General features: G+C 55.8%; 22 protein-coding genes. 17 read left to right on the forward strand and 5 right to left on the reverse strand.

The window, feature by feature from the left end; all coding sequences use genetic code 11:
• Positions 1-40 precede the first annotated feature (40 nt).
• The 7 genes from lepB (at position 41) to WG934_RS04720 (ending at position 6,509) form a co-directional block, all read left to right on the forward strand.
• Entirely contained in the window at positions 41-868 is an 828-nt protein-coding gene (gene lepB, locus WG934_RS04690; protein ID WP_339978076.1) for a signal peptidase I, read from the forward strand.
• A gap of 28 nt (positions 869-896) precedes the next feature.
• The gene (locus tag WG934_RS04695) at positions 897-1,553 is read left to right on the forward strand and encodes a ribonuclease HII (protein ID WP_339989252.1); all 657 of its coding nucleotides are present in this window, start codon (positions 897-899) and stop codon (positions 1,551-1,553) included.
• Between the two features lie 39 nt (positions 1,554-1,592).
• Entirely contained in the window at positions 1,593-1,898 is a 306-nt protein-coding gene (locus WG934_RS04700) for a DUF2469 domain-containing protein (protein ID WP_339978080.1), read from the forward strand.
• Between the two features lie 146 nt (positions 1,899-2,044).
• Complete coding sequence (locus tag WG934_RS04705; RefSeq protein ID WP_339978082.1) at positions 2,045-2,461, forward strand: YraN family protein; 417 nt, start codon at positions 2,045-2,047, stop codon at positions 2,459-2,461.
• On the forward strand, positions 2,462-4,006 hold the full coding sequence (locus WG934_RS04710; RefSeq protein ID WP_339988906.1) for a YifB family Mg chelatase-like AAA ATPase: 1,545 nt from the start codon (positions 2,462-2,464) through the stop codon (positions 4,004-4,006).
• On the forward strand, positions 4,003-5,166 hold the full coding sequence (gene dprA / locus WG934_RS04715; RefSeq protein ID WP_339988909.1) for a DNA-processing protein DprA: 1,164 nt from the start codon (positions 4,003-4,005) through the stop codon (positions 5,164-5,166). Before WG934_RS04710 ends, dprA begins: the two co-directional genes overlap by 4 nt.
• A 335-nt stretch (positions 5,167-5,501) precedes the next feature.
• The gene (locus tag WG934_RS04720; RefSeq protein WP_339988911.1) at positions 5,502-6,509 is read left to right on the forward strand and encodes a tyrosine recombinase XerC; all 1,008 of its coding nucleotides are present in this window, start codon (positions 5,502-5,504) and stop codon (positions 6,507-6,509) included.
• 1 nt (position 6,510) lies between these two features.
• Here the strand turns inward: WG934_RS04720 and WG934_RS04725 are convergent, their stop codons facing one another.
• Entirely contained in the window at positions 6,511-7,053 is a 543-nt protein-coding gene (locus WG934_RS04725; protein WP_339988913.1) for a M23 family metallopeptidase, read from the reverse strand.
• A gap of 399 nt (positions 7,054-7,452) precedes the next feature.
• On the opposite strand from WG934_RS04725, the gene rpsB reads away from it, so the two are divergent.
• The 5 genes from rpsB to WG934_RS04750 all read left to right on the forward strand — a co-directional run bounded on the left by rpsB (position 7,453) and on the right by WG934_RS04750 (position 11,877).
• A complete protein-coding gene (rpsB, locus tag WG934_RS04730) occupies positions 7,453-8,316 on the forward strand; it encodes a 30S ribosomal protein S2 (protein ID WP_339978092.1) in 864 nt (287 codons plus the stop codon).
• Positions 8,317-8,475: 159 nt separating this feature from the next.
• Positions 8,476-9,303 (forward strand): translation elongation factor Ts, encoded by an 828-nt coding sequence (gene tsf, locus WG934_RS04735; protein WP_339978094.1) that lies wholly within the window; start codon positions 8,476-8,478, stop codon positions 9,301-9,303.
• A gap of 323 nt (positions 9,304-9,626) precedes the next feature.
• The gene (pyrH, locus tag WG934_RS04740; protein WP_339978834.1) at positions 9,627-10,313 is read left to right on the forward strand and encodes a UMP kinase; all 687 of its coding nucleotides are present in this window, start codon (positions 9,627-9,629) and stop codon (positions 10,311-10,313) included.
• A 44-nt stretch (positions 10,314-10,357) separates the two neighbouring features.
• On the forward strand, positions 10,358-10,915 hold the full coding sequence (gene frr, locus WG934_RS04745) for a ribosome recycling factor (protein ID WP_339988915.1): 558 nt from the start codon (positions 10,358-10,360) through the stop codon (positions 10,913-10,915).
• 59 nt (positions 10,916-10,974) lie between these two features.
• Complete coding sequence (locus WG934_RS04750) at positions 10,975-11,877, forward strand: phosphatidate cytidylyltransferase (protein WP_339978098.1); 903 nt, start codon at positions 10,975-10,977, stop codon at positions 11,875-11,877.
• A gap of 179 nt (positions 11,878-12,056) precedes the next feature.
• Here WG934_RS04750 and WG934_RS04755 read toward each other — a convergent pair whose 3' ends face one another.
• Complete coding sequence (locus WG934_RS04755) at positions 12,057-12,524, reverse strand: LapA family protein (RefSeq protein WP_339978100.1); 468 nt, start codon at positions 12,522-12,524, stop codon at positions 12,057-12,059.
• A gap of 163 nt (positions 12,525-12,687) precedes the next feature.
• On the opposite strand from WG934_RS04755, the gene rlmN reads away from it, so the two are divergent.
• Entirely contained in the window at positions 12,688-13,785 is a 1,098-nt protein-coding gene (gene rlmN, locus WG934_RS04760; RefSeq protein ID WP_339988916.1) for a 23S rRNA (adenine(2503)-C(2))-methyltransferase RlmN, read from the forward strand.
• 158 nt (positions 13,786-13,943) lie between these two features.
• On the opposite strand, the gene WG934_RS04765 is transcribed toward rlmN, so the two are convergent.
• The gene (locus WG934_RS04765; RefSeq protein ID WP_339978836.1) at positions 13,944-14,342 is read right to left on the reverse strand and encodes a DUF2631 domain-containing protein; all 399 of its coding nucleotides are present in this window, start codon (positions 14,340-14,342) and stop codon (positions 13,944-13,946) included.
• A 279-nt stretch (positions 14,343-14,621) separates the two neighbouring features.
• Between WG934_RS04765 and WG934_RS04770 the strand changes: the two genes are divergently transcribed.
• The 4 genes from WG934_RS04770 to WG934_RS04785 all read left to right on the forward strand — a co-directional run bounded on the left by WG934_RS04770 (position 14,622) and on the right by WG934_RS04785 (position 20,258).
• Positions 14,622-15,854 carry a M50 family metallopeptidase gene (locus WG934_RS04770; RefSeq protein ID WP_339988918.1) on the forward strand — a complete coding sequence of 411 codons (1,233 nt, stop codon included), beginning with the start codon at positions 14,622-14,624 and terminating at the stop codon, positions 15,852-15,854.
• Between the two features lie 54 nt (positions 15,855-15,908).
• On the forward strand, positions 15,909-17,771 hold the full coding sequence (locus WG934_RS04775) for a penicillin-binding transpeptidase domain-containing protein (protein WP_339978106.1): 1,863 nt from the start codon (positions 15,909-15,911) through the stop codon (positions 17,769-17,771).
• A gap of 82 nt (positions 17,772-17,853) precedes the next feature.
• Positions 17,854-18,762 carry a type I methionyl aminopeptidase gene (gene map / locus WG934_RS04780; protein ID WP_339988920.1) on the forward strand — a complete coding sequence of 303 codons (909 nt, stop codon included), beginning with the start codon at positions 17,854-17,856 and terminating at the stop codon, positions 18,760-18,762.
• A gap of 11 nt (positions 18,763-18,773) precedes the next feature.
• On the forward strand, positions 18,774-20,258 hold the full coding sequence (locus tag WG934_RS04785) for a cobyric acid synthase (protein ID WP_339988921.1): 1,485 nt from the start codon (positions 18,774-18,776) through the stop codon (positions 20,256-20,258).
• A 78-nt stretch (positions 20,259-20,336) separates the two neighbouring features.
• Here the strand turns inward: WG934_RS04785 and mtr are convergent, their stop codons facing one another.
• Both mtr and WG934_RS04795 read right to left on the reverse strand, forming a co-directional pair.
• On the reverse strand, positions 20,337-21,770 hold the full coding sequence (mtr, locus tag WG934_RS04790; protein WP_339988923.1) for a mycothione reductase: 1,434 nt from the start codon (positions 21,768-21,770) through the stop codon (positions 20,337-20,339).
• Positions 21,771-21,845: 75 nt separating this feature from the next.
• Positions 21,846-22,892 carry an alpha/beta hydrolase gene (locus WG934_RS04795; RefSeq protein WP_339988924.1) on the reverse strand — a complete coding sequence of 349 codons (1,047 nt, stop codon included), beginning with the start codon at positions 22,890-22,892 and terminating at the stop codon, positions 21,846-21,848.
• Between the last annotated feature and the right edge of the window lie 64 nt (positions 22,893-22,956).

Below are 22,956 nucleotides of genomic sequence, written 5' to 3' on the forward strand. Positions count from 1 at the left end.
TTCGTTTTTGGGCAGCTTCAGTGGCGTATAGTCGCTAACCATGACTGATGAACGCGGAACTGTTGACGACTCCTCGATTAAGCATGAGGACGCCGGCATTGACACCTCTGATGATGCTCATAGCGTCGGCAGTAATGACAGCGCTAAGGACAATGCAGACGAGGAAAAGTCGACTCCGTGGTACATCGAACTGCCGATCATTATCGTCATTGCATTGCTTCTCAGCGTTGCCGTGCAGACGTTCATTGGTCGCGTCTATCTGATTCCGTCCGAGTCGATGCAGCCAACGCTGCACGGCTGTGAAGGATGTACAGGCGACCGCATCTGGGTCGATAAGGTTGCCTACAGGTTCTCTGAGCCCGAGGCCGGAGATGTCCTGGTGTTCAACGGTCCCGATTCCTGGAATACCGGTTATGTGTCGCAACGATCAACGAACCCGATCCGCAATTCTTTCGAAACCCTCGGTAGTTGGACCGGGCTTACCGCTCCAGATGAAAACGCCCTGGTGAAGCGCGTAATCGCCACAGGTGGTCAAACTGTGCAATGCCGCGAAGGCGACCCCGGTGTCATGGTTGATGGCAAGAAAGTCGATGACTCTTTCATCATGACTCCGCCACAGTTCCCAATCGATAGCACCACGGGTTCTGAACAATGCGGTGGCGGCTACTTTGGCCCTGTCAAGGTTCCAGAAGGGCACCTGTGGATGATGGGCGACAACCGCACCAATTCCGCCGATTCTCGTTTCCATATTGGCGATGAACTTCAGGGCACGGTTCCGGTTGAGAACGTCGTCGGCAAGGTGCAGTCCATTATTCTTCCGTTTAACCGCATCGGTGGTGTCGATGACCCGGACATTCAGTCCAAGTGATGCTCGCACCGCAGTCACTGCACTAGGGTTGCGCCCGCCTGCTCTTAGGAAGTTAGCTCAAGACCGCATGTTTGAGGTCAGCCTCGCGCGCCATGGCCTCGGTCCTGTTGCTGGTGTCGATGAAGCCGGCCGTGGCGCATGCGCAGGTCCCATTGTGATTGCCGCATGCGTGCTGCCGCAGAAGATTATTCCCGAGTTGAGCACGTTGACTGACTCCAAAGCGCTGTCTGCACGTGCCCGGGACAAACTATTCCCGGTCATTAAAGAACATGCTGATTCATGGTGCGTGACGACGATCTCGTCGGCAGATATCGATGCCTATGGGATTCAGCACGCCAATATCTCCGGCATGCGGCGGGCCGTGGCGGGTCTATCGGGGTGCGTGGGGTACGTCTTGACCGATGCGATGCGAGTGCCAGGACTGACCTCGCCACATTTGCCCATGATCGGTGGAGATGCAGCAGCCCGATGCATAGCCGCTGCGAGTGTCTTAGCCAAAGTGACGCGTGACCGGATTATGGTTGATCTCGATGATGCTTTCCCTGGCTACGGGTTGGCGTCGCACAAGGGTTATGGGACGGCTGCACATATGGTGGCCGTCGAAAAGCTGGGTGCGACACCGCATCACCGAATGAGCTACGCCAATGTGGCTGCCGCGCAACAGCGGTACCTGCAAGACTTGTAAATTACGACACCACATTTTGTGACGAGGGGAGCCACGACCGTGAGCGCCGAAGACCTAGAGACTTATGAGGCAGAGGTCGAACTGTCGCTGTTTAAGGAATACCGCGATGTCGTCAGCCAGTTTTCCTACGTGGTGGAGACCGAGCGTCGTTTCTACCTGGCTAACGCCGTTGAACTGATTCCACACAACACCGACGGTGAGGTGTACTTCGAGCTGCGCATGTCTGACGCATGGGTGTGGGACATTTACCGCCCGGCGCGCTTCGTTCGATACGTTCGTGTGATCACGTTCAAGGACGTGAACATCGAGGAGCTGGATAAGCCGGAGCTCGGCATCCCAGACTAGTTTTCTTTACGACGATTGTGATCTATCCACAGTCGCCGTTCTATCCACAATCCCGCCTGGAAAAGACTTCCGGCGGGATTTTTGCGTCTCTAGCTACGTCATTCTGGTGTCGCAAAGGATGAGTTATTGGAGATTGGTGGGGAACATTGCTGGAGGACTACGGGACGGATACCGGGAAGTCGGCGACGGCGAGATCGGCGACGAGCCGATCGCTTCTGGGCGAGCAAGGGGAAGAAGCAGCGACGCAGTTCTTGCAACGCCAAGGCTTAACGCTGATCGGTCGCAATATCCGCCATGGGCATTGCGAAATAGACGCGCTGTTCGTTCACGATGGTGTGCTTATAGTCGTTGAAGTCAAAACCCGGTCGAGCAATCGTTTCGGTGATGGTTTTGATGCCGTAACTCCACTCAAGCAGCAACATTTGCGGCGAGCTATCGTGGGATGGCTCCACACGCAGGAGGCATGGTTTTCGGAGATCCGCTTTGACATCGTCGTCGTGACGCCGATGCAGACATCAGCGGGGCAGGACTTCCTGTTCCAGCATTCTCGAGGAGTGTTTTAGATGGCTGTAGGGCGGGCAGTGTCAGTGGCGCTGAATGGTATCGACGGAACGATAGTGCACGTGGAAGCTGATGTCGGGCATGGTCTGCCGGGAATGCATATCGGTGGCTTGGGTGATGCTGCAGTCAGTGAAGCACGGGAGCGGGTGCGTACCGCTGCAACGAATTCAGGAATCGCGTGGCCACGAACGAAGATCGTGGTGAGTATGTCTCCTGCGAGTTTGCGGAAACACGGATCCATTTTTGATGTCTCCATTGTGTGTGCCGTGCTTGCGGCTTCAACGAGGGACGAAGAAGCTCAAGAACGCCTTAACCAAACAGTTGTACTTGGCGAGGTAGGACTCGACGGAAGCGTCCGGGGAGTCGATGGGGTGTTGCCGGCTGTGCTCGTCGCAAAGGAAGCTGGGTATCGGACGATCGTCGTGCCGGAAGCCAATGCCGTAGAAGCAGCAATGGTGGAAGACATGACCGTTGGCTGTGTGGGGTCGCTTAGTCAGCTGTGGCACTGGGTTAGAACAGGAGAGGGGCAGCTATCGGTTGCTAAAGACATCGAGGAACAGCGACTGGATCTCCCTGATATGGCCGATGTTCATGGTCAAGACGAAGCACGATGTGCACTAGAGGTAGCTGCAGCGGGAGGACATCACCTGTTCTTAATGGGGCCACCTGGCACAGGGAAGTCAATGCTGGCTGAGCGACTGCCGGGCATCCTCCCTGAGCTGACGAAAGAGCAAGCGCTAGAGACGATGGCTGTGCGATCGGTACTTGGTCAAGTCGCACCCGATAGCCTCGGAGTTCGACACCAGCCACCTTTTGTAGCACCCCACCACACTGTGACTCCTGCAGCGTTGATAGGTGGTGGGGTGCACCCGCAGCCCGGGGCATTGAGCCGTGCTCACCATGGAGTGCTGTTCTTGGACGAAGTGTCGTTGATGAGCCCCCGGGCATTAGACACGTTGCGCACGCCACTAGAGCTAGGAGAGATCGTCCTCATGCGTGCCAGGCAACAAATTCGCTATCCCTGCAGAGTCCAGCTAGTGATGGCCGCCAATCCTTGTGGCTGCGGGGCACAAGACGCTGAGAACTGTCGCTGCACCGCACATGCAAGAAAGCGGCACCTAGCGCCGCTGTCAGGACCCCTGCGAGATCGAATTGACCTCAATATTGCTGTGCATCCTCGGCATGCAGTGATTACTCCGGAACTCGGAGAACCGTCGACAGCTATTCGCGAGCGCGTCACCATCGCCAGAGAACGAGCACGACAGCGGTGGCAAGGCATCGAAGGCATCGATGACCTGAGAACTATTGCTTCTAATGCCGACGTACCTGGTCCACTGTTACGTCGATATGCACCCGCAACAGACGATGCCATGGCGTATCTCGAAGCGCTTCTGAGTAGCGGAGACATTAACCAGCGGGGAATCGATCGGTCATTACGAGTCGCGTGGACATTGGCTGACCTCGCCGGCACGTCGCAACCGACAATCGATGAAGTAGCCCACGCTGTCGATCTTCATGACTCAGGAAAGGAATTGGTGCCCGCATGACGAACGACAGTACTTTCTCAAAGACAGAGCGTCGGGCGCTGGCGTACCTTAATCGAGTTGTGGAAGGGCCACATCGGCATCTGTCCGCACTAGTTCATCGGGTCGGCATCGAAGATGCAGCAGAGCTGATCAAACGCAGAATCAATCTCACTCCAGAACTTCGCAGTGCTACCGAAAGTCGACATCACTTCCGGCAGGAGGACAATGATCTGGACGATGCAGCGAGACTTGGTTTCCGCATTATCGCGCCGGGCAGCCCAGAGTGGATGCCCTCGTTGACTAACCCATTTTCTGTGGTGGATTCGTGCTCCCTCACTGAGGGGCCACCCGTGACACTGTGGGTGAAGGGATGTTCACTGGACTCACTTTTTGTTGATTCCACAGCGGTCGTCGGTACACGTGCAGCAACCCGATATGGACTCACCATGACCACGAAGCTTGCAGGTGAGTTAGCCCGGAGAGGGACAACGATCGTCAGCGGTGGCGCGCTAGGGATTGACGCTGCAGCTCACCGCGCCGCGCTCGATGTTGGAGGCCGCACAGTGGTCTTTGCAGCTTGTGGCGCGGGTGTTTCGTATCCGGCAGCGCATACCGAATTATTCCAACGAATCGCTGGTAGTGGAGCAATCGTGTCTGAATATCCACCGGGGATGAGACCTGCCCGACATCGCTTCCTCACCCGCAACCGACTCGTGGCAGCTACTTCTGAGGCAACAGTTCTTGTCGAAGCCGGTTGGCGATCCGGGGCGAGGAACACTGCAACATGGGCATTGCGGATGGCAAAGCCACTTGGGGCGGTACCCGGGCCGATAACTTCGGCAGCCTCTACAGGCTGTCACGATCTGATTCGCAATCAAGAGGCAACTCTTGTGACCAGCGCTGAGAACATTCTTGCCCTCTATCGTCCGGTGGGCAGCGTCGATGAAGATGGATTGTTGGAGCTTGAATGGGCATCGACAGCCGTACAGAAACTCTCTCAACCAGAGCTAAAGGTGTACGACAGTCTGCCTGCACGCGGTGGTGCAGATGCTCACGACGTTGCAACGGCCGCAGGGCTTCCTCTCGGTCTCGCTGTGCATTTGTTGGTCGCATTGATGAAGCAGGGACTCGTCGTAAGGCATGGGTCTCGGTGGGAAAGGGCTTCGATGGATTCAAGTTAACTGCCTTGCATCGTGGGGAGCGCGAAGAGCGTTACTTTCTTTCTCTTGAAGAATTCCGAAAACACTATTGCACTATCGGTCACACTGTGTAGGATAGGGCAGGCAAGCCTAAGTAAGTGGGGAGTTCGGGCTGGTACTCCTCACTTATGGTTTCCATTAATTGGGTAGGGCATTGCGCTCCTTGCAGCGTCTCAGGGGTCGCTGTAGGACACGCTCTATCTGGAGATCAAGGTCTTGCATCATGGGTGAGGCACAGACGGCGGCTTTGGGGCGTATGGCATTTCATGCGTACACTTCAAAGTCGCCGTCGCCGATTCATAAGCAGGGGAGTTGTAGTGGGTACACCGACCGATAATCAACTCTCGCCGAACATCGATGGGGTCCTCGGTGATTTCCTTGACTACCTATTGCATTCCAGGGGGCTTTCGGAACGGACGGTCGCTGCATATCGCGCCGACCTCATTCCACTGCTGAGTCCATTAGACGCGATTGGTGAGCTCGACAAACGACGAATTCGTGCATTTCTTGGCCACAAACATCAAGCTGGGGCTGCCAGAACTTCAATCGCGCGTGCGACGACATCTATTCGCCAGTTTTGTTCGTGGGCCTGCGCTGGCGGCTATTTGACATCAGACCCATCTGCGCAGATAGCCACGCCATCGGCTCATCGACATTTGCCTGAAATCATGAGCGTGCAACAAGCTGCCGCGATGGCAGAGGGAGCGAGAGAGTCGGAAGCTGCGCACGGGGCTGACAGTAAAGGGCCTAGCTCACGTGACGTCAGCACCGGAGCTGCGTCGGTGCAGTCTCAACCTGTATCGCCACGGCAGCTGGCTGAACAGCGACGGGACACGGCGATAGTCGAGTTGTTCTATGCAACGGGAATCCGTGTCTCCGAGCTGTGCGATTCCAATATTGGGGATCTCGATTTCGAACGACAAACCCTGCGCGTTACGGGCAAGGGCAATAAGCAGCGGGTTGTGCCGTTCGGAAGCCCTGCCCTCCGGGCTCTACGGTCATGGTTGGAAACTCGCCCTGAACTAGTCGCAAGGGATCCGGCGAGCGGATCAGTTGACGCCCTCTTCCTTGGTCGTCGGGGCGGGCGACTTGATCCACGACAGGCACGCAGGATTGTGCACCGGCGCACCTCCGAAGCGGGAGTCGACTTATCTCCGCACGGCTTACGGCATTCAGCTGCGACTCACCTCGTCGAAGGTGGTGCCGACTTGCGTGTCGTCCAAGAAATGCTTGGGCACAGTTCTCTTGCAACGACACAAATCTATACGCATGTATCTACTGACCGACTCCGTGAAGTGCATAAACGAGCTCATCCGCGAGGCTAGGTCACTGAGGTGTCACTGGTTTCAACACAATCGTGCGTGAACCCAGGAGGTCCAATGGGTTCAGGTAGGTCTCACCCCGTAAAGCTCCCCAGTGCACACCACGCTCGTCGAAAAGTTCGGGCGTGCGCACATGCCCGAGTACTTGCCCGCGAGATACTCGATCACCACGCTGAACGATGAAGTCCACTGGTTGATATGTCGTTCGAATACCATCTGCGTGCATCACGGAAATACTGGGTCTACCTGCAATCACACCCGCAAAATGAACCACCCCAGCTGCCGAAGCGTGAACAGCATCACCATCACTGCTCGCTAGATCCACTCCGCGGTGGCCCGCGAGCCACCTCTTCTCTGGCGGTTGATACCCGCGCGCCACCTGCCCCGGCACGGGCTTCGAATGTACGACGCTCGTCACAGAAGACGTCGACTCCTGGACAGCATTCGCGCTCGGCTGTTGCGTGACGACGACTAGCGCTGCAACCATCATCGCCATTGATAAGAAAATGGATGCCAGCGGTTGTACAGAATCGTGAATATTCCTCATGGCGCAATGAAGCGACACGGCGAAGATCGTCGCAACGCGTCAAGAATGGGGTTGTGGACAGTGTTGGCGTGACCCCCGAAACAGTCAAAAATGTGGATCACAGCGTGTCATCTTTGGAATTGGCGCAAGAAGTCCGCTATTATTGCGCCCGCAGTATGTCCGCTTGACCTCGGAGGTGCTGACTACGCGCGCTATCACTTCCGGTCAATAGATCCAGGTGCTTGGTGCTTGTGAAACTCATGCAGTTTGCGCAGGTGGCAAGTGGTGAAAGTTGTCTAGGTAGCGCCAGGATGCAGGGAAAACCTGCATATGACATTAACCAAGTTTTTTCGGAAAGAGAGGAAGGGAAGCAGCCGCGGTCCCAGTCAGGCCGGTCGTGAGGATCTTCCCTGAATACACATGGCTGTCGTTTCCATGCGTGAACTGTTGGATGCTGGTGTGCACTTCGGTCACCAGACCCGTCGTTGGAACCCAAAGATGAAGCGCTTCATCTTCACCGACCGCAACGGCATCTACATCATCGACCTGCAGCAGACGCTGACCTACATCGATGAGGCATACGAATTCGTCAAGGAGACCGTTGCACACGGTGGCAACATTCTCTTCGTTGGCACTAAGAAGCAGGCTCAGGAAGCTGTTCAGAACGAAGCTGAGCGCGTTGGTATGCCATACGTCAACCACCGCTGGTTGGGTGGCATGCTCACCAACTTCTCGACCGTTGCTAAGCGTCTTGCACGTCTGAAGGAACTTCAGGCTATGGAAGCTGCAGAGAACGGCTACGAGGGTCGCGGCAAGAAGGAAATCCTGATGCTGAACCGCGAGCGCACCAAGCTGGAGCGCACCCTCGGCGGCATCCGCGATATGTCCAAGGTTCCTTCCGCAATGTGGATCGTGGACACCAACAAGGAGCACATCGCAATTGCAGAGGCTAAGAAGCTGGGCATTCCAGTTGTCGCAATCCTCGACACCAACTGCGACCCAGATGACGTCGACTTCCCAATCCCGGGCAACGACGACGCTATCCGTTCCGCAACTGTTCTGACCCGCATCATCTCCACCGCAGTGGAAGAGGGCCGGAAGGTCCGCGCTGAGCGTGAGATGGCTGCTGCTCGCGAGTCCGCTGGTGACGCTGCTCCAGCTGAGGCTGGCAAGGACGCACCAATCGAGGCTGCTGCTGAGAACACCGACCAGGCTGTAGAGATGGATGCCGAAGGCTCCCAGGCTCAGCAGACTGAAACCGCTGAGGGCACCACCGAAGCGTAAGTCGTTACTGCTCGCCTCGGCGGGCTAGTACTGGCTGCTTTACCGCAATGTGGGGACACTCAACCGGGCATACCTTGCCCGGACGTGTCGCTCCAGTTGTGTAAGACTGTCTAGGACGGACAGTCTCTTTTAAAACGACACCAAGGAGGAACGCCAACCATGGCGAATTTCACCGCTGCCGACGTGAAGAAGCTTCGCGAAATGACCGGCTCTGGCATGAAGGCTTGCAAGGACGCTCTCGTTGAAACCGACGGCGACTTTGACAAGGCTGTAGAGATCCTGCGCATCAAGGGTGCAAAGGACGTAGGCAAGCGCGCTGAGCGCACTGCTGCCGAGGGCCTGATCGCGGTTTCCGGTAACACCATGGTCGAAGTTAACTCTGAGACTGACTTCGTTGCGAAGAACGCAGAGTTCATCGAGTTCGCAAACAAGGTTGCTGAAGCTGCAGCTGCTGTTAAGGCAAACTCCCCAGAAGAGCTCGCTGCTGCTGACATGGGTGGCACCACCGCTGGTGACGCTACCCAGGAACTGTCCGCAAAGATCGGCGAAAAGCTGGAGCTGCGTCGCGCTGTCACCCTCGAGGGCGACAAGGTTTCCGTTTACCTGCACCGCCGTGCAGCTGACCTGCCTGCAGGCGTCGGCGTCATGGTTGCATACACCGGTGAGGGCGAAGCTGCTGAAACTGCTGCTCACTCCGCTGCTATGCAGGTTGCTGCACTGAAGGCTGAGTACCTGACCCGTGAAGACGTTCCAGCTGAGCGCGCAGACGCTGAGCGTGCTGTCTTCGAGAAGATCTCCCGTGAAGAGGGCAAGCCAGAGGCTGCACTTCCAAAGATCGTTGAAGGTCGCATGAACGGCTTCTACAAGGACGTTGTCCTTCTGGATCAGCCATCTGTCGCTGACTCCAAGAAGACCGTCGGCAAGCTGATGGAAGAAGCTGGCGTTACCCTGACCAGTTTCGCTCGCTACGAGGTTGGTCAGCACTAGTTGACCGCAGGGCCACCGCGCCCGACCTAGCAGCCCTGTGGGGCTGATCTAATGAGTGGTTCGTCAAGTCTCATGACTTGTACGGGCCACTCGTTCTGCTTTTGCGGGAGGGGCTTCTTTACGACGATTCGTCGTGAAGCAAAAGTGCGTCTGGGGCGCTGCTGTGCGATTGATCCCAACATCGACGGCGACGTTTCATGAGTCCAGGCGCAAACCCGGTAGGATGGGCGACCGGTATAGCAAGAATCCACACCAGCGTTGAAGGAGTACCCGCGGTGACCTCTACCAACAATGAAGGCGAACGTAACGGCTTCCGCCGAGTGATGTTGAAGCTTGGCGGTGAAATGTTCGGTGGTGGCAACGTCGGTGTCGACCCTGACGTTGTGCAGAATGTTGCGCGCCAGATCGCTGAGATCGCGCGTGACGGGGTTGAGGTGTGCGTAGTCATCGGTGGCGGCAACTTCTTCCGTGGTGCTCAGCTGCAGCAGCGAGGCATGGACCGCGCCCGTTCGGATTACATGGGCATGCTCGGTACTGTGATGAACTGCTTGGCATTGCAGGACTTCTTAGAGCAGGAAGGTGTTGATTGCCGAGTTCAGACCGCAATCAACATGGCACAGGTCGCAGAGCCGTACCTGCCGTTGCGCGCAAAGCGTCACCTGGAAAAGGGTCGTGTAGTTATCTTCGGTGCAGGCATGGGTATGCCGTACTTCTCCACGGATACGACGGCTGCACAGCGTGCGCTGGAAATCGGTTGTGAGGTTCTGCTGATGGCGAAGGCCGTCGATGGCGTGTACTCCGCCGATCCGCGTGAAGTGCCTGACGCTGAGCTGTTCACCGAGATCTCCCACCGCGAGGTGCTGGAGCGAAACCTCCGCGTTGCAGATGCAACGGCATTCTCCTTGTGCATGGACAACAAGATGCCAATTCTGGTGTTCAACATGCTGACCGATGGCAACATTGCCCGCGCAGTTGCTGGCCAGCGCATCGGCACCTTGGTCCACAGCTGATAAATTAGTATCCGACTAAACCACTTCAAAGATAAGAGGCGACGATGATCGACGAGACTCTGCTCGATTGCGAAGAGAAGATGGCAAACTCCGTAGAGCACTGCCGTGACGAGATGACCACCATTCGTACTGGCCGTGCGAACCCCGGCATGTTCAACGGCGTCATTTGTGACTACTACGGTGTGCCAACCCCTATTACGCAAATGGCGACTATTTCTGTTCCAGAGCCACGTATGTTGCTGATCAAGCCATACGAGATGGGCGTGATGGGCGACATCGAGAATGCAATCCGTAATTCTGACCTTGGGGTGAACCCAACCAACGATGGACAGGTGCTGCGAGTCACTGTCCCTCAGCTGACAGAAGAACGTCGTCGCGATATGACGAAGGTTGCCAAGGGCAAGGGCGAGGATGCGAAGATTGCCATCCGCAACGTTCGTCGTAAGGGCATGGAAGTTCTGAAGAAAATTCAGAAGGACGGCGACGCAGGCGAGGATGAAGTTCAGACTGCTGAGAAGGAGCTGGACGGCATTACGAAGAAGTATGTAGACCAGGTCGATGTTCTGGTTGAGCGCAAGGAAAAGGAGTTGATGGAGGTCTAGTACCTCCACAGCTTTCTACCGTTTTCTTTACTCAATTCCACCATCGATTTGGAGCCGCCGTGCCACCCAGGAATCGGGAGCGTCTTTTAGAGGATCTTCGGGTCCCCAAACCTCGAAACTCCGCTGGTCGAAATTTGCCAGTGGCTATTGGTGTCGGTGTCTTTCTTGGTGCCATCGTCATCGGCGGGCTTATTGTCGGGCCGATGGCGTGGTACCTCATCGTGGCTGTGGCTGCGGCGATTGGAACATGGGAAGTTGGGGAGCGGCTCAAGGACAGCGACTGGCAAGTGCCACGACCTGTGCTCATCCTCGGCGGACAGTTGATGATTTGGCTGACCATTCCGTGGGAGACCACGGGGCTCGTATTCGGCTTTGTAGTCACAGTGCTGGTGCTATTGGTCAGTCGATTATTCCTGCACGGAACGCACGAAGCTCCCCGAAATTGGCTTCGCGATACGTCCGTTGGCGTGTTCATTCTGTTTTGGATACCAGCGTGTATCGCCTTGGCCGCAATGCTTGCCCGCATGGACAATCCATGGGATGTTCGCCCCCAGTTTGTCATCCTGGCGTTCATGCTCTGTGTCGTCGCCAACGACGTCGGTGGTTATGCCGCAGGCGTGTTTTTCGGTAAGCACCCCATGGCACCTGCGGTAAGTCCAAAGAAATCATGGGAAGGATTCGCTGGCTCGGTTATCGCAGCTGCCGTTGTAGGTGTTGTCATTGCCATCTTCGCGTTTAATTCCGAGTGGTGGGCTGGCCTGGTATTGGGCATTTGTCTCGCCGTAGCATCCACGCTTGGCGACCTCGTCGAGTCGCAGTTCAAACGCGATCTCGGTATCAAGGACATGTCCTCGCTTCTCCCGGGGCATGGTGGTCTGATGGACCGTCTGGACGGAATGCTGCCAGCTGCAGCCATGACGTGGCTGGTTATTACTTTGTACGAGAGCTTGTCTTTCCTGTAGTGGCGAGTGCGCCCAGCGCTCAGCTTGACGACGTCATCGTGCATGTTGTTCGTACTCAATGGAGATGACAGCAGCGTGGCCTACGTACCGCATGCCAAAGATCCCTAGCGCAACATGGCGCTAGGGATCTTTGTCCGTCTAGAGAGTGGTCGCAGACTCAGTGCCTGCGAAAGCACGTGTTACTGCTGAGTCAGACGCTTATTAGCCTTCTTGACCTGGCGACGCAGTTCGAACATTCGCCAGCCGCCGAAGATCGCCATGATCAGGGCACCAGCAATTGCCGACAGGAGCATGCCGATTCCTACTGGGAAGTTCCACGTCCAGGAGAACAAGTTCAGCTCGGTAGCCTGTTGGTTCTGCATGATGAAGATCAACAGCATGATGAGAAGGAAGGCACCGACGATCAGCGCTGCCCATGCACCTGATGCGAAAGAGCGCTCTACCTTTTGTGGCTTCGGGCGAGTGTTCTTCGTGGAGTCGTTGTGGACAGTGTCCTCGACTGGAGCAGGGGAATTCGAGGTTCGTGAATCCGAGTAGTCGTCGTTATCCGTCAGGCCGTGATCTGCGCCCAGGCCCGGTTCCTGCGAATTCTGCGCAGGGAAATCAGCGGTGGAACCGGAGTGATGTGGGTTATCGCTTTTGCTCATACTTTCTATTGAACATCGTATGGGCCAGCATCTCTACCCAATCTGCGTAACGTTCTTTTAACAACGCTGAATGGCCTACATACATTTTGCTAAGGAAAGCACTAGCGCGTAGCTGCAGCGTGGGTTGGGCGGTTATGCGATGACGTGCGATGATTGAAGCATCATGAGCAAAGAACTTCCCCTGGTTTTCAACGCACCTCGACGTGGCATGCCGTCGACTCACCTGGCTGATTTGGATTCTGAAGGTCGCAAAGCAGCGGTCAAGGAACTTGGTCTGCCAGCATTCCGCGCTGATCAGATTGCGCGTCATTATTATGGTCGCCTGGAGGCGGATCCAAGCACCATGACTGACCTTCCCACAGCAGCCCGTGAGAAGGTCAAGGAAGCTCTCTTCCCGCCGTTGTTGACTCCCGTTCGGCATATTAGTTGTGATGATGGCGAGACTCGCAAGACGCTGTGGCGTGCCGGTGACGGCACGTTGCTCGAGTCCGTGCTCATGAAGTACCCAGGTCGAGCTACGCTCTGCATTTCGTCTCAGGCAGGTTGCGGTATGGCCTGTCCATTCTGTGCAACGGGCCAGGGAGGTCTGCAGCGCAACTTGTCCACCGCTGAGATTGTTGACCAAGTCCGCGAAGCAGCTGCAACGATGCAAGCAGAAGGCAGCCGGCTGACCAACATTGTCTTCATGGGCATGGGGGAGCCACTGGCCAACTACAAGCGCGTGCTCGCGGCAGTAAAACGCATTACAGAACCCGTGCCAAACGGTTTCGGCATTTCTATGCGCAATGTCACAGTCTCGACGGTGGGCCTGGCGCCAGCGATTCGTCGACTCGCGGATGAGGAGTTGTCAGTAACTCTAGCGGTGAGCTTGCATACGCCTGACGACGAACTTCGTGACACGTTGGTTCCTATCAACAATAGGTTCGAAGTCTCGGAAGTACTGGATGCTGCGCGCTATTTTGCCGACAAGACTGGCCGGCGTGTGTCTATTGAGTATGCCCTGATTCGAGACATCAACGATCAGGGATGGCGAGCGGATCTGTTGGGGAAGAAGCTGCATAAGGCGTTGGGATCACGCGTGCATGTCAACCTGATTCCGCTGAATCCAACTCCAGGATCGAAGTGGGACGCTTCGCCGAAGGATCGGCAGGATGAATTCGTTGAACGCGTCCGTGCGCAAGGCGTACCGTGCACTGTGCGGGACACCCGTGGCAACGAAATCGCTGCGGCGTGTGGTCAGCTTGCAGCTGAAGGTGAGTAAACGCTAAAGGCGCCACACCTCGTGATTGGGAATTAGTAAGGCCTCCATCGCGGTGACGATGGAGGCCTTGTGCCTTTAGGGCAGTTGAGGGCTGCTCAGACAGCGAAATCGCTGACCAGTACCTCAGCAGAATGTGCCTAGCGGGAGATCACGACAGCTTACTTGGCGCTTGGGTCGATGTTCCAAGCACGCTTCTGGGACTCGGTCAGGTCAGCGTAGACGCCGGTGCCGTTCAGCTGATCCTCGGTCCAGTTCGGCTCAACATGGCCAGCAGGCTTGTTGTGTCCGGTAACCGTGCGTACCTGGGAGCCACGAGGAGCGAAAGCGTGGAACAGCAGGCCAATAGCGAACAATCCAGCGATGGACAGCAGCCAGATGTTCTCGACGTTGCCGTGGTGGTTACCCTGGGTCATTGCAACCAAGAAAAGAACGGAAATCCAGCCGGCAATCTGAAGCGAGCGCTTGCTCAAGCCATGCCAACCCCACTTTGCCGATGGCTCATCTAGGGTGCTGACGCCGTTGTAAAATTCTTCCGTTGCGTGTGCGTTAGCCACTATTAAGTCCTCCTGTTAGCGCCGATAAGAGTCGAACGACTACGTCAGTTCCTTTGTAACCAACCCCACGTGTGGGATTGAAACTCTGAACATTGCCATCCATACTCACGGGTATTTTGGCACATTCTCAGCGAATGTTGAGTATCGAAGGTAAGGATACCGCAGATTTCCTCAGGAATCTCATTCCTTGGGGTGTCGCTTATCTCTGAGGTGAAATGTTGCCCCATTCTCGGGGGTAGGGCGTAGAAAAGCTTGCGTAGGAAAGTCGCTAGGGTAATCGACGTGACTTTTCTCTTTGGCGTAGTTCTCTTTGCACTCGGTATCGCGGTCACGATCGCGTTGCACGAATGGGGCCATCTTGCAGCCGCACGGCTGTGCGGGATGCGGGTGCGTCGTTACTTCATCGGATTCGGGCCAACGCTGTGGTCAACGAAGAAGCACCATCACGGCGCTGGAGGCCATGAGACGGAGTATGGCTTCAAGGCTGTACCGCTGGGCGGATTCTGCGATATCGCAGGCATGACTGCTCAGGATCCCATCTCACCTGATGAAGAGCCATACGCAATGTGGAAGCAGCCATGGTGGCAGCGGATCGTCGTGTTGTTGGGTGGCGTCATCATGAATATCTTGATTGGTGTCATTCTGATTTATGCAATTGCCGTGTCCTGGGGACTGCCAAATCCGAACGTGGACATGACCCCGCGTGTACAGCAGACCTCATGTGTGCCGGCTACCCAGAATGCAGATGGCACACTCTCTGAATGTAGTGGTGTTGGGCCTGCTGAAAAGGCTGGATTAAAGGCAGACGATGTCATTGTGTCAGTGAATGGCAAGGACACTGATACTTACCCAGAAGTTGTCGATGAAATTGGAAAGGCCACAGGAGAATCGATTGCCATTGTGGTGTCTCGAAATGGTCGAGAAGAAAGCATCACAGTTATTCCCGAACAAGTTGAGCGTCGTTCGAATGATGGGTCGCTAAAGACGGTTTCTGGTATCGGTATCGCTTTTGAACGTCCGAAAAACGGAATCATCGAATACAATGCGGTAACTGCGGTAGGGGGATCGTTGACCTTCACCGGACACATGTTCGGTGCGGTATGGGACGGCCTGCTGTCATTGCCTGCGAAGGTTCCTGGAGTCGTTGCATCGATTTTTGGTGCAGAACGTGACCAAGAAGGGCCAATGAGCGTCGTGGGTGCGTCCCGTGTTGGCGGTGAAATGGTCGAAGCAAACTACTGGTCGAGCTTTGTCATGCTGTTGGCAAACTTGAACTTCTTCTTGGCGTTGTTCAACTTGGTGCCACTTCCTCCATTGGATGGTGGGCATATTGCAGTTGTGCTGTACGAGAAGGTGCGAGACTTCATTCGGCGTCGACTAGGCAAGCCTGCACTGGGGCCAGCTGACTACACAAAACTGATGCCGGTGACGATGGCTTTCACTGCTGTGCTTCTCGTCTTCGGTGTAATCGTTATCGCTGCTGACATCATCAATCCTATTCGCTTGTTGGGTTAGTGATTCGCGGCGAGCCGTCGGGGTTCGATCCGGGTGAAGTGTTAGCCTCCCCACATGAGGGAAAACGCAGTGCGAAAGCGTCAAGGTTACACGCTTGTCCAGCAATTGTCGGCGCTGGTCGCATCTATTGCATTGGTGTTTTCTGCAGTGTCGTGTACGCCACGCCCAGATATGGGCGAAGAGGTGCTGTCAAAGTTCCTTGAAGCGTTGTCTGCAGGTGATATTGAGACCGCGGTTGGCTTTACAGATCGAACCTCGGATGCGCGTCGAGACCTGACTGCGGCGTGGGATGGCTTGCAGGCAGAGGGGCTTCGAGCGCAGTCCTCAAGCATTAATGGTGATGGGTCCCAGTCAACCGTAGAGGTTGATATGACGTGGAGCCTGCCACGGAATCGTCAGTGGCAATACACATCTGTTATTCGGTTGTCTCGCACAGAAGACGAGTGGGCAGTCCGTTGGGCACCGTCTGTGCTGCACCCTCAATTAGGCCGGAACCAGCATCCAGAGCTTCGCGCAGTTGAAGCGCCACAAGCCTCCGTTCTTGGCTCAGATGGCACAACACTTTTAGAGCCTGGCATTGTCCATAGAGTTGTCCTCAATCGGGATGAGACTCAAGATGTCCAGGGCACAATTAACCGAATTGCGACCATCGTGAATAACGAACTGCCTCCCGAGGGAGGACGTCCATCACTGGTGGATGCAAAGTCATTGGGCAAACAAGCTCAAGGCGGGTCTGGTGCATTTTCAGTTATTGTCCTGCCGTCGTCTGTGCCACCGAGCGTTCGGAATCAGCTCATGGAGTTGGACGCAGTGACGGTCAATGACGAAACCTCGATGGTTCGTCCGGACCCAGCTTTTGCGCCTGATTTGATGAGCCGGATTGAATCGGTCGTACAGGAGAAGACCACAGGAACGAATGGCTGGAGCGTCGTGGCAGCCAATTCGGACGGTGTGAAACTGGATACGCTGCACCAGGTGGACCCTGAGGTCCAGCCGGCTGTCAAGGCATCGATCAGCAAGAAGGTGCAGGATGCTGCACAACAAGCCGTCGATACGCGCTCTGATGCAGAAGTGATGCTGGTGGCGGTGCAGCCGTCGACAGGCGATATTCTGGCGGTTGCGCAGACCGGGGAGGCGGACAAGAAGGGCAACTTGGCTCTGACTGGCCAATTCCCGCCGGGTTCGACGTATAAAATTGTGACTGCTGCGGCAGGAATGCAGAACGAAGAGCTAACGCCAGGTTCAACAGTGCCATGCCCAGGTTCGATGGAGATTGGCCCTCGTATTGTCACCAACTACAACGGCAAGGGTGTTGGCGATACATCGTTGCAGGATGCCTTCGCTCGATCGTGTAACACCACATTCGGTGATATCGCGTATCGGATGAAACCGGGCGAGATGAAAGACATATCGAAGCACTTTGGCATTGGTGTGGATTATCAAATCGCAGGATTGGAAACTATCACTGGCTCTGTGTCTGACGGAGAGGATGTCGCGGAGCGTATCGACGCCGGTTACGGTCAGGGCTTCGACTTGGCCAGCCCATTTGGCATGGCCATGGTGTCGGCCACTGTCGCACATGGCAGCACTCCAACGCCAAAGTTGGTGCCATCTGCAGGCACGTTGAGTTCTTCTTCAGCACAGCGGCTCGATCCGGTGTTGCAGGAGAACCTGAAACAGATGATGCGGTCGGTAGTTACCTCGGGTACTGCTACTGCCATTGCTAGCCGTGGCGAAGTGTACGGAAAGACCGGTGAGGCTGAAGTCTCTGGCGGCTCGCATGCGTGGTTTACTGGCTGGCGCGATGACATCGCCTTTGCGACACTCGTTGTCCATGGTGGCGGTTCGGAACATGCAGTCGCAATTACCGACACGTTTCTGTCTAACCTTGACGCCAGTGAATCGGCCGAAGGCTAGCTCAGCATCGTGAAACTCGTGCTGTCAGTGGACAGCAGGGTTAACGCGAACTGAGTTTGTGGTTGCGAGTATGGTGTGCCTCATGACTAATCGCGCACCGCTTACACAGCAGAAGTCCACGGCAATTCGTACAGTACCTGCGCATATTGCGCGACCAGAGTATGCCTGGAAAGACGAAGTTGCCGAAGGCGTAGGCGAGTCACTGATTCAGACAGCAGAGGATATCGAGTCAATGCGCGAGGTCTCGCGTATTGCCGCAAACGCCTTGGTCGAAGCTGGCAAGGCTGTGGAACCTGGCAAGACTACCGATGACATTGATCGTGTTGTCCACGAGTATTTGCTCGACCACGATACGTACCCATCCACTCTTGGTTACCGGGGTTTTGAGAAGAGCTGCTGCGTCTCTTTGAACGAAATTATTTGTCACGGTATCCCGGATGCCCAGGTTATCGAGGAAGGCGACATCGTCAACGTTGATGTCACCGGATACAAGAATGGTGTCCACGGCGATACCAACGCGACCTTCTTCGCTGGAGAGCCATCCGAGGAACATAAGCTCTTGGTCGAGCGCACCTACAATGCCATGATGCGCGGAATCAAGGCCATCAAGCCAGGTCGCGAGATTAACGTTATCGGTCGCGTGATCGAATCATATGCCCGCCGTTTCGGCTACAACACCGTCCGTGACTTCACCGGGCACGGCGTTGGCACGACGTTCCACAACGGACTGATTGTTTTGCATTACGACGACCCGTCGCAAAACACCGTCCTCGAACCGGGCATGACATTGACAGTTGAGCCAATGATCAATCTCGGTGGCCTGGATTACGAGATCTGGGATAACACCTGGACTGTACAAACGACCGACCGCAAATGGACCGCACAGTTTGAACACACGATCTTGGTTACAGATACGGGATACGACATTTTGACCCTTCCAGACGAAGAGAACCTGCCTGGTCAGTTCTTGACGGGCTGGAAGCCTGCCTAATCTCGCACGTTATGGCAGCTTCACTTGCTCCGGCCGTTCTCGTCGCTGGCTGTACTTCTGATGCCGGAAAGTCCGTCATTGTTGCGGGCTTATGTCGCTTGCTCGCACGACGAGGGCTGCGGGTTGCGCCTTTCAAAGCGCAAAACATGTCAAACAACTGCGCGGTAACACCAGATGGTGGCGAGATCGGACGCGCGCAGGCGCTGCAAGCGCTTGCATGCGGGCTGGAACCTCACGTCGATTTCAACCCGGTGTTATTGAAGCCGGGTTCTGATTACACCAGCCAGGTTGTCGTGCGCGGACACGTCAGCGGGCACGTGTCGGCGATGACGTACCGGCGTCGTCGTAAAGAATTGCGCGGAATCGTTGCGGAAACGCTGCAGGATTTGCGGGAGCGTTACGACGTCGTCGTGTGCGAAGGTGCTGGTAGTCCCGCGGAAGTGAATTTGCGTGACTCTGACATCGCAAATATGGGGCTTGCCGAGATGGCCGATATCCCGGTCGTGGTCGTGGGCGATATCGACCGTGGCGGGGTGTTGGCCCACTTTGTGGGAACGCACGCAATTGTGGGTGACGAGGATCGGGCGCGTTTGACCGGTTTTATCGTGAACAAGTTTCGTGGAGATGTTCAGTTACTCTTGCCTGGACTCGATGTGGTGACGCAGCAGACTGGGCTACCGGTCATCGGCGTGGTGCCTTTTGTGCAAGGGCTGTGGGTTGACGCAGAGGACTCGCTTGGAACGGTAACCGGTGGGCGAGTTGGGCCAGCGACGCTGCCACTTGGCACCGAAACTTTGTCAATTGCTGCGATCCGGTTGCCACGAATTTCAAATGCCACTGATGTTGAAGCGCTCGCGGTGGAACCGGGAGTGCGTGTTGAATGGACCGACGATCCGACTGCAGTTATGCAGGCGGATGTCGTCGTGCTGCCTGGTTCGAAGGCGACAGTCAGTGATCTTGCGTGGTTACGACAGCACGGACTCGCGGATGCCTTAATTTCCAGAGCTGCAGACGACCGTCCAATCTTGGGGATTTGTGGTGGTTTCCAAATGCTGTGTAAGACCATTGCTGATGATGTCGAATCAGCAGCAGCGCTTGCGGACGGTGAACACACGGTACCTGGTCTGGGATTACTTGATGTTGACATCAAGTTTGAGCCGGAAAAGACGGTTGTGCGTCACGACGATGGTTCTTATGAGGTCCACCACGGCCACGTCATTCATTCTGCCGAGTCGCAGTGGCCACATGGTGAAGGTGCCATTCGTGGGTGTGTGAGGGGCACCCACCGGCATGGTCTCATGGAGAATGACGATACCCGTCGCCAGTGGCTTGCTCAGGTGGCCCGGGAAGCTGGCAAAACCGGATTCGTGATCAAACCGGACACATCTTTTGCAGCAGAACGCCTGCGCCAACTCGACCTCATTGCGGATGCCATCGAAGAGCATCTCGTCGGGTCAGCGTTAGCGCAGGCTACTGGAATTGCAGAGCTGGGGTAGTAGGGCGCGGCCGCCCTACCAGCTCCAACTGGAGTGCCGACGGATGGCGATGAAAACTAGCCACCGTCGACACTGACGCTAGTTGTCGAATTCCAGGCCGAGGATGGCGTTTTCGATGAGCTCTGGGAGCGCTGGGTGGATCCAGTGCTGCTGTTCCACCACGTCGCGCACATCGAGATCCATCGCCATCATCTGAATGCACTGCTGAACCAAGGTAGCGGCTTGCTCGCCAATGAAGTGGGCACCGAGCAGGCGACCGGTCTTCTTATCTGCGATGAGCTTCGCAAAACCGTCTTTATCTTCCAGCGCCCAGCCGTACGCCACGTCACCGTAGTTCTGAATTTTGACGGTGATCTCGGTGCCATTCTCAGTTGCCCACTCGCGTGCCTCCACCTCAGTCATGCCGACCTGACCGATCTGTGGATGCGAGAAGATAGCAGACGGGACGTAGCGATGGTCAAAGCTGCGCAAGTCCACGCTGTCTACATCGTTTGCCTTGGCAGTCTCCAAAACATTATGGAAGACAACCTTCGCCTCGTGGTTAGCAATATGCTTCAACTGATGCGGACTTGATGCATCACCGAGCGCCCATACACCTTCAGCCGACGTGCGACCATGCTTGTCGACGATCACCCGGTGGTCACCGTCGTACTTGACACCAGCAGCGTCCAGATTCATGCGATCGCCGTTTGGCTGGCGACCCGTTGCAACGAGGAAAACTCCACCTTGGACCGTAGAGCCGTCGGAAAGAGCTGCGGTGACGATGCCGTCCTGCTCGGACAGTGACTCGATGGAAGTGTTGAGATGCACGTTCCAGGACCGCGAGGCGACTTCTGTAAAGCGTGCAGAAATGTCCTCGTCGGACTGACGGTTCATGGCCCCGGAACGAACGATGACGTGAACGTTGACTCCGAGCGACGAGAACACATGGGCAAACTCGGTGGCAATAAAGCCACCGCCCAGAATGATCATTTCGCGCGGTAGTTCTTCAATCCGCATGATGTCATTGTTGGTGTAATAGCGTACACCTGACTCTTCGACAACTTGCGGAGCATATGGGCGAGAACCAGCAGCGATGATGATCTGATCAGCAGTAATCGTGCATTCCTTGCCACCTTGCGAGGTCAGCAGAGTGCGAGGCCCAACAAAGGAAGCGTGGCCATCGTAGACATCGATATTCGGAGTCTCGTCACCGCGACGGTATGCCTCGCCACCGTTAGAAATAGGGTCGATACGGTCGCCGAAAACTCGCTTCTGGATGAACGGCCAGTCAATCGAGTCGACATGAGCATGCACACCAAGGCGAGCAGCTTCCGCAACATTACGAGCAGCGTCAGCCGCAAGCACGAACATCTTGGTTGGAATGCAACCAACGTTCAAACAGGTTCCGCCAAACCGACCTTCCTCGACGAGAGCAATACGAACTCCGTCGTAGGCAGGGGATGGAATGGCGTTGCCGGAACCAGAACCAACGATGATGACGTCATAGTGGCGAGACGACTCAGCAGACATGCTTCTCCTTGATTGAAACCATTACTAAATGAAATCGGCCTTGAAGGCTGGCCTCGAAGGCTGCGGAAAAAGAAACTACGACGAGCTCGCCGTAGTCAGGTGCGACTCCAAGAAGTCAAACGTCACAGCAAATGCTTGTTCGCGAGCATGTTCGCGTGACAGAAACACATCATGGCGTGCACCGGGGATTTCGAAATTCGACGCACCCTTTCCTAAGCAACGCGTTTTGCTTGCAATCTGTTCCGCATCGAGGATTGCATCCACTGTATCCAGCGCAGGGGAGTATGGCTTGCCCAGAATTGACGCATCCGAATGCAGAACGAGAGTAGGCACTCCCATCTCGATCCCCTTTGCGACGATCGCCTGCGCAGCCAGAATCGCCTGGAACCACGACCACGTCTTCACATGGCCTTCCACTGGCTTCAGAACTGCATCGAAGACCCAGTCGCCGTGATGGCTAGCTGAAATTGACTGGCCGTAACCGCTCATTCCCTTGTCGGGCGTGAGCTGGTCAGGTCGGATCACGGCCATCAATCGGGTTAGTGCCTTGACTGCGATGCCTACCGGATTCTTGAACTGTAGGCCAAGCCACGGACTATTCAGTACGGCGACATTGATAAAGCCAAACCGATCCGGGTCTGCGGAACGTAGGCGATACAGCCAGAGCGCAACGATCAAGCCGCCAGTCGAATGGCCCAATGGAGTCACCGACGGATGCCCAGCCTCGCGTATGACATCGATGGCTGCGTTCATGTCGACGTCGTAAAGCTCAAGATTAGTGATGTGATGGGCGCGCTGGCCTGGCCGGAGCGAACGACCACACTTGCGGAGGTCGACAGCATAAAACGCGTAGCCCTTGTCATGGAAACGACGGGCGACGTGGTCTTGAAAGAAATAATCCGACATTCCGTGAACCCACAACACCGCCGGACGTGAAGCATATTCGGGCTCAGGAGTGTCGCTCGATGTGAGCGGTGAAGGTGAAAACTTAACGACGGTTACAGCAATGTCAGTCTCGTCATCTGGGTCATTTCCCAGGTCAATAACTGTTTGCGTGAATCCGTCGCCCAAGATATCAGCTTCCCAAATGGGGGTAACTTGATCGTTTTCGTTCTTCATCATGCCTGCAAGTCTAGCCTCGCTACGAGGGGCACCCCTCGTGTTGTGACAGAATAGAGTCTAAATC

This window comes from Corynebacterium sp. H78 (assembly GCF_037572275.1).
Classification (GTDB): Bacteria; Actinomycetota; Actinomycetes; order Mycobacteriales; family Mycobacteriaceae; genus Corynebacterium.

Coding starts and splice junctions, on each gene's coding strand:
- lepB (WP_339978076.1), top strand. CDS start 41: ATGACTGATGAACGCGGAACTGTTGACGACTCCTCGATTAAGCATGAG.
- WG934_RS04710 (WP_339988906.1), top strand. CDS start 2,462: ATGGCTGTAGGGCGGGCAGTGTCAGTGGCGCTGAATGGTATCGACGGA.
- dprA (WP_339988909.1), top strand. CDS start 4,003: ATGACGAACGACAGTACTTTCTCAAAGACAGAGCGTCGGGCGCTGGCG.
- WG934_RS04725 (WP_339988913.1), bottom strand. CDS start 7,053: ATGAGGAATATTCACGATTCTGTACAACCGCTGGCATCCATTTTCTTA.
- rpsB (WP_339978092.1), top strand. CDS start 7,453: ATGGCTGTCGTTTCCATGCGTGAACTGTTGGATGCTGGTGTGCACTTC.
- tsf (WP_339978094.1), top strand. CDS start 8,476: ATGGCGAATTTCACCGCTGCCGACGTGAAGAAGCTTCGCGAAATGACC.
- pyrH (WP_339978834.1), top strand. CDS start 9,627: ATGTTGAAGCTTGGCGGTGAAATGTTCGGTGGTGGCAACGTCGGTGTC.
- frr (WP_339988915.1), top strand. CDS start 10,358: ATGATCGACGAGACTCTGCTCGATTGCGAAGAGAAGATGGCAAACTCC.
- WG934_RS04755 (WP_339978100.1), bottom strand. CDS start 12,524: ATGAGCAAAAGCGATAACCCACATCACTCCGGTTCCACCGCTGATTTC.
- rlmN (WP_339988916.1), top strand. CDS start 12,688: ATGAGCAAAGAACTTCCCCTGGTTTTCAACGCACCTCGACGTGGCATG.
- WG934_RS04775 (WP_339978106.1), top strand. CDS start 15,909: ATGAGGGAAAACGCAGTGCGAAAGCGTCAAGGTTACACGCTTGTCCAG.
- map (WP_339988920.1), top strand. CDS start 17,854: ATGACTAATCGCGCACCGCTTACACAGCAGAAGTCCACGGCAATTCGT.
- WG934_RS04785 (WP_339988921.1), top strand. CDS start 18,774: ATGGCAGCTTCACTTGCTCCGGCCGTTCTCGTCGCTGGCTGTACTTCT.
- mtr (WP_339988923.1), bottom strand. CDS start 21,770: ATGTCTGCTGAGTCGTCTCGCCACTATGACGTCATCATCGTTGGTTCT.
- WG934_RS04795 (WP_339988924.1), bottom strand. CDS start 22,892: ATGATGAAGAACGAAAACGATCAAGTTACCCCCATTTGGGAAGCTGAT.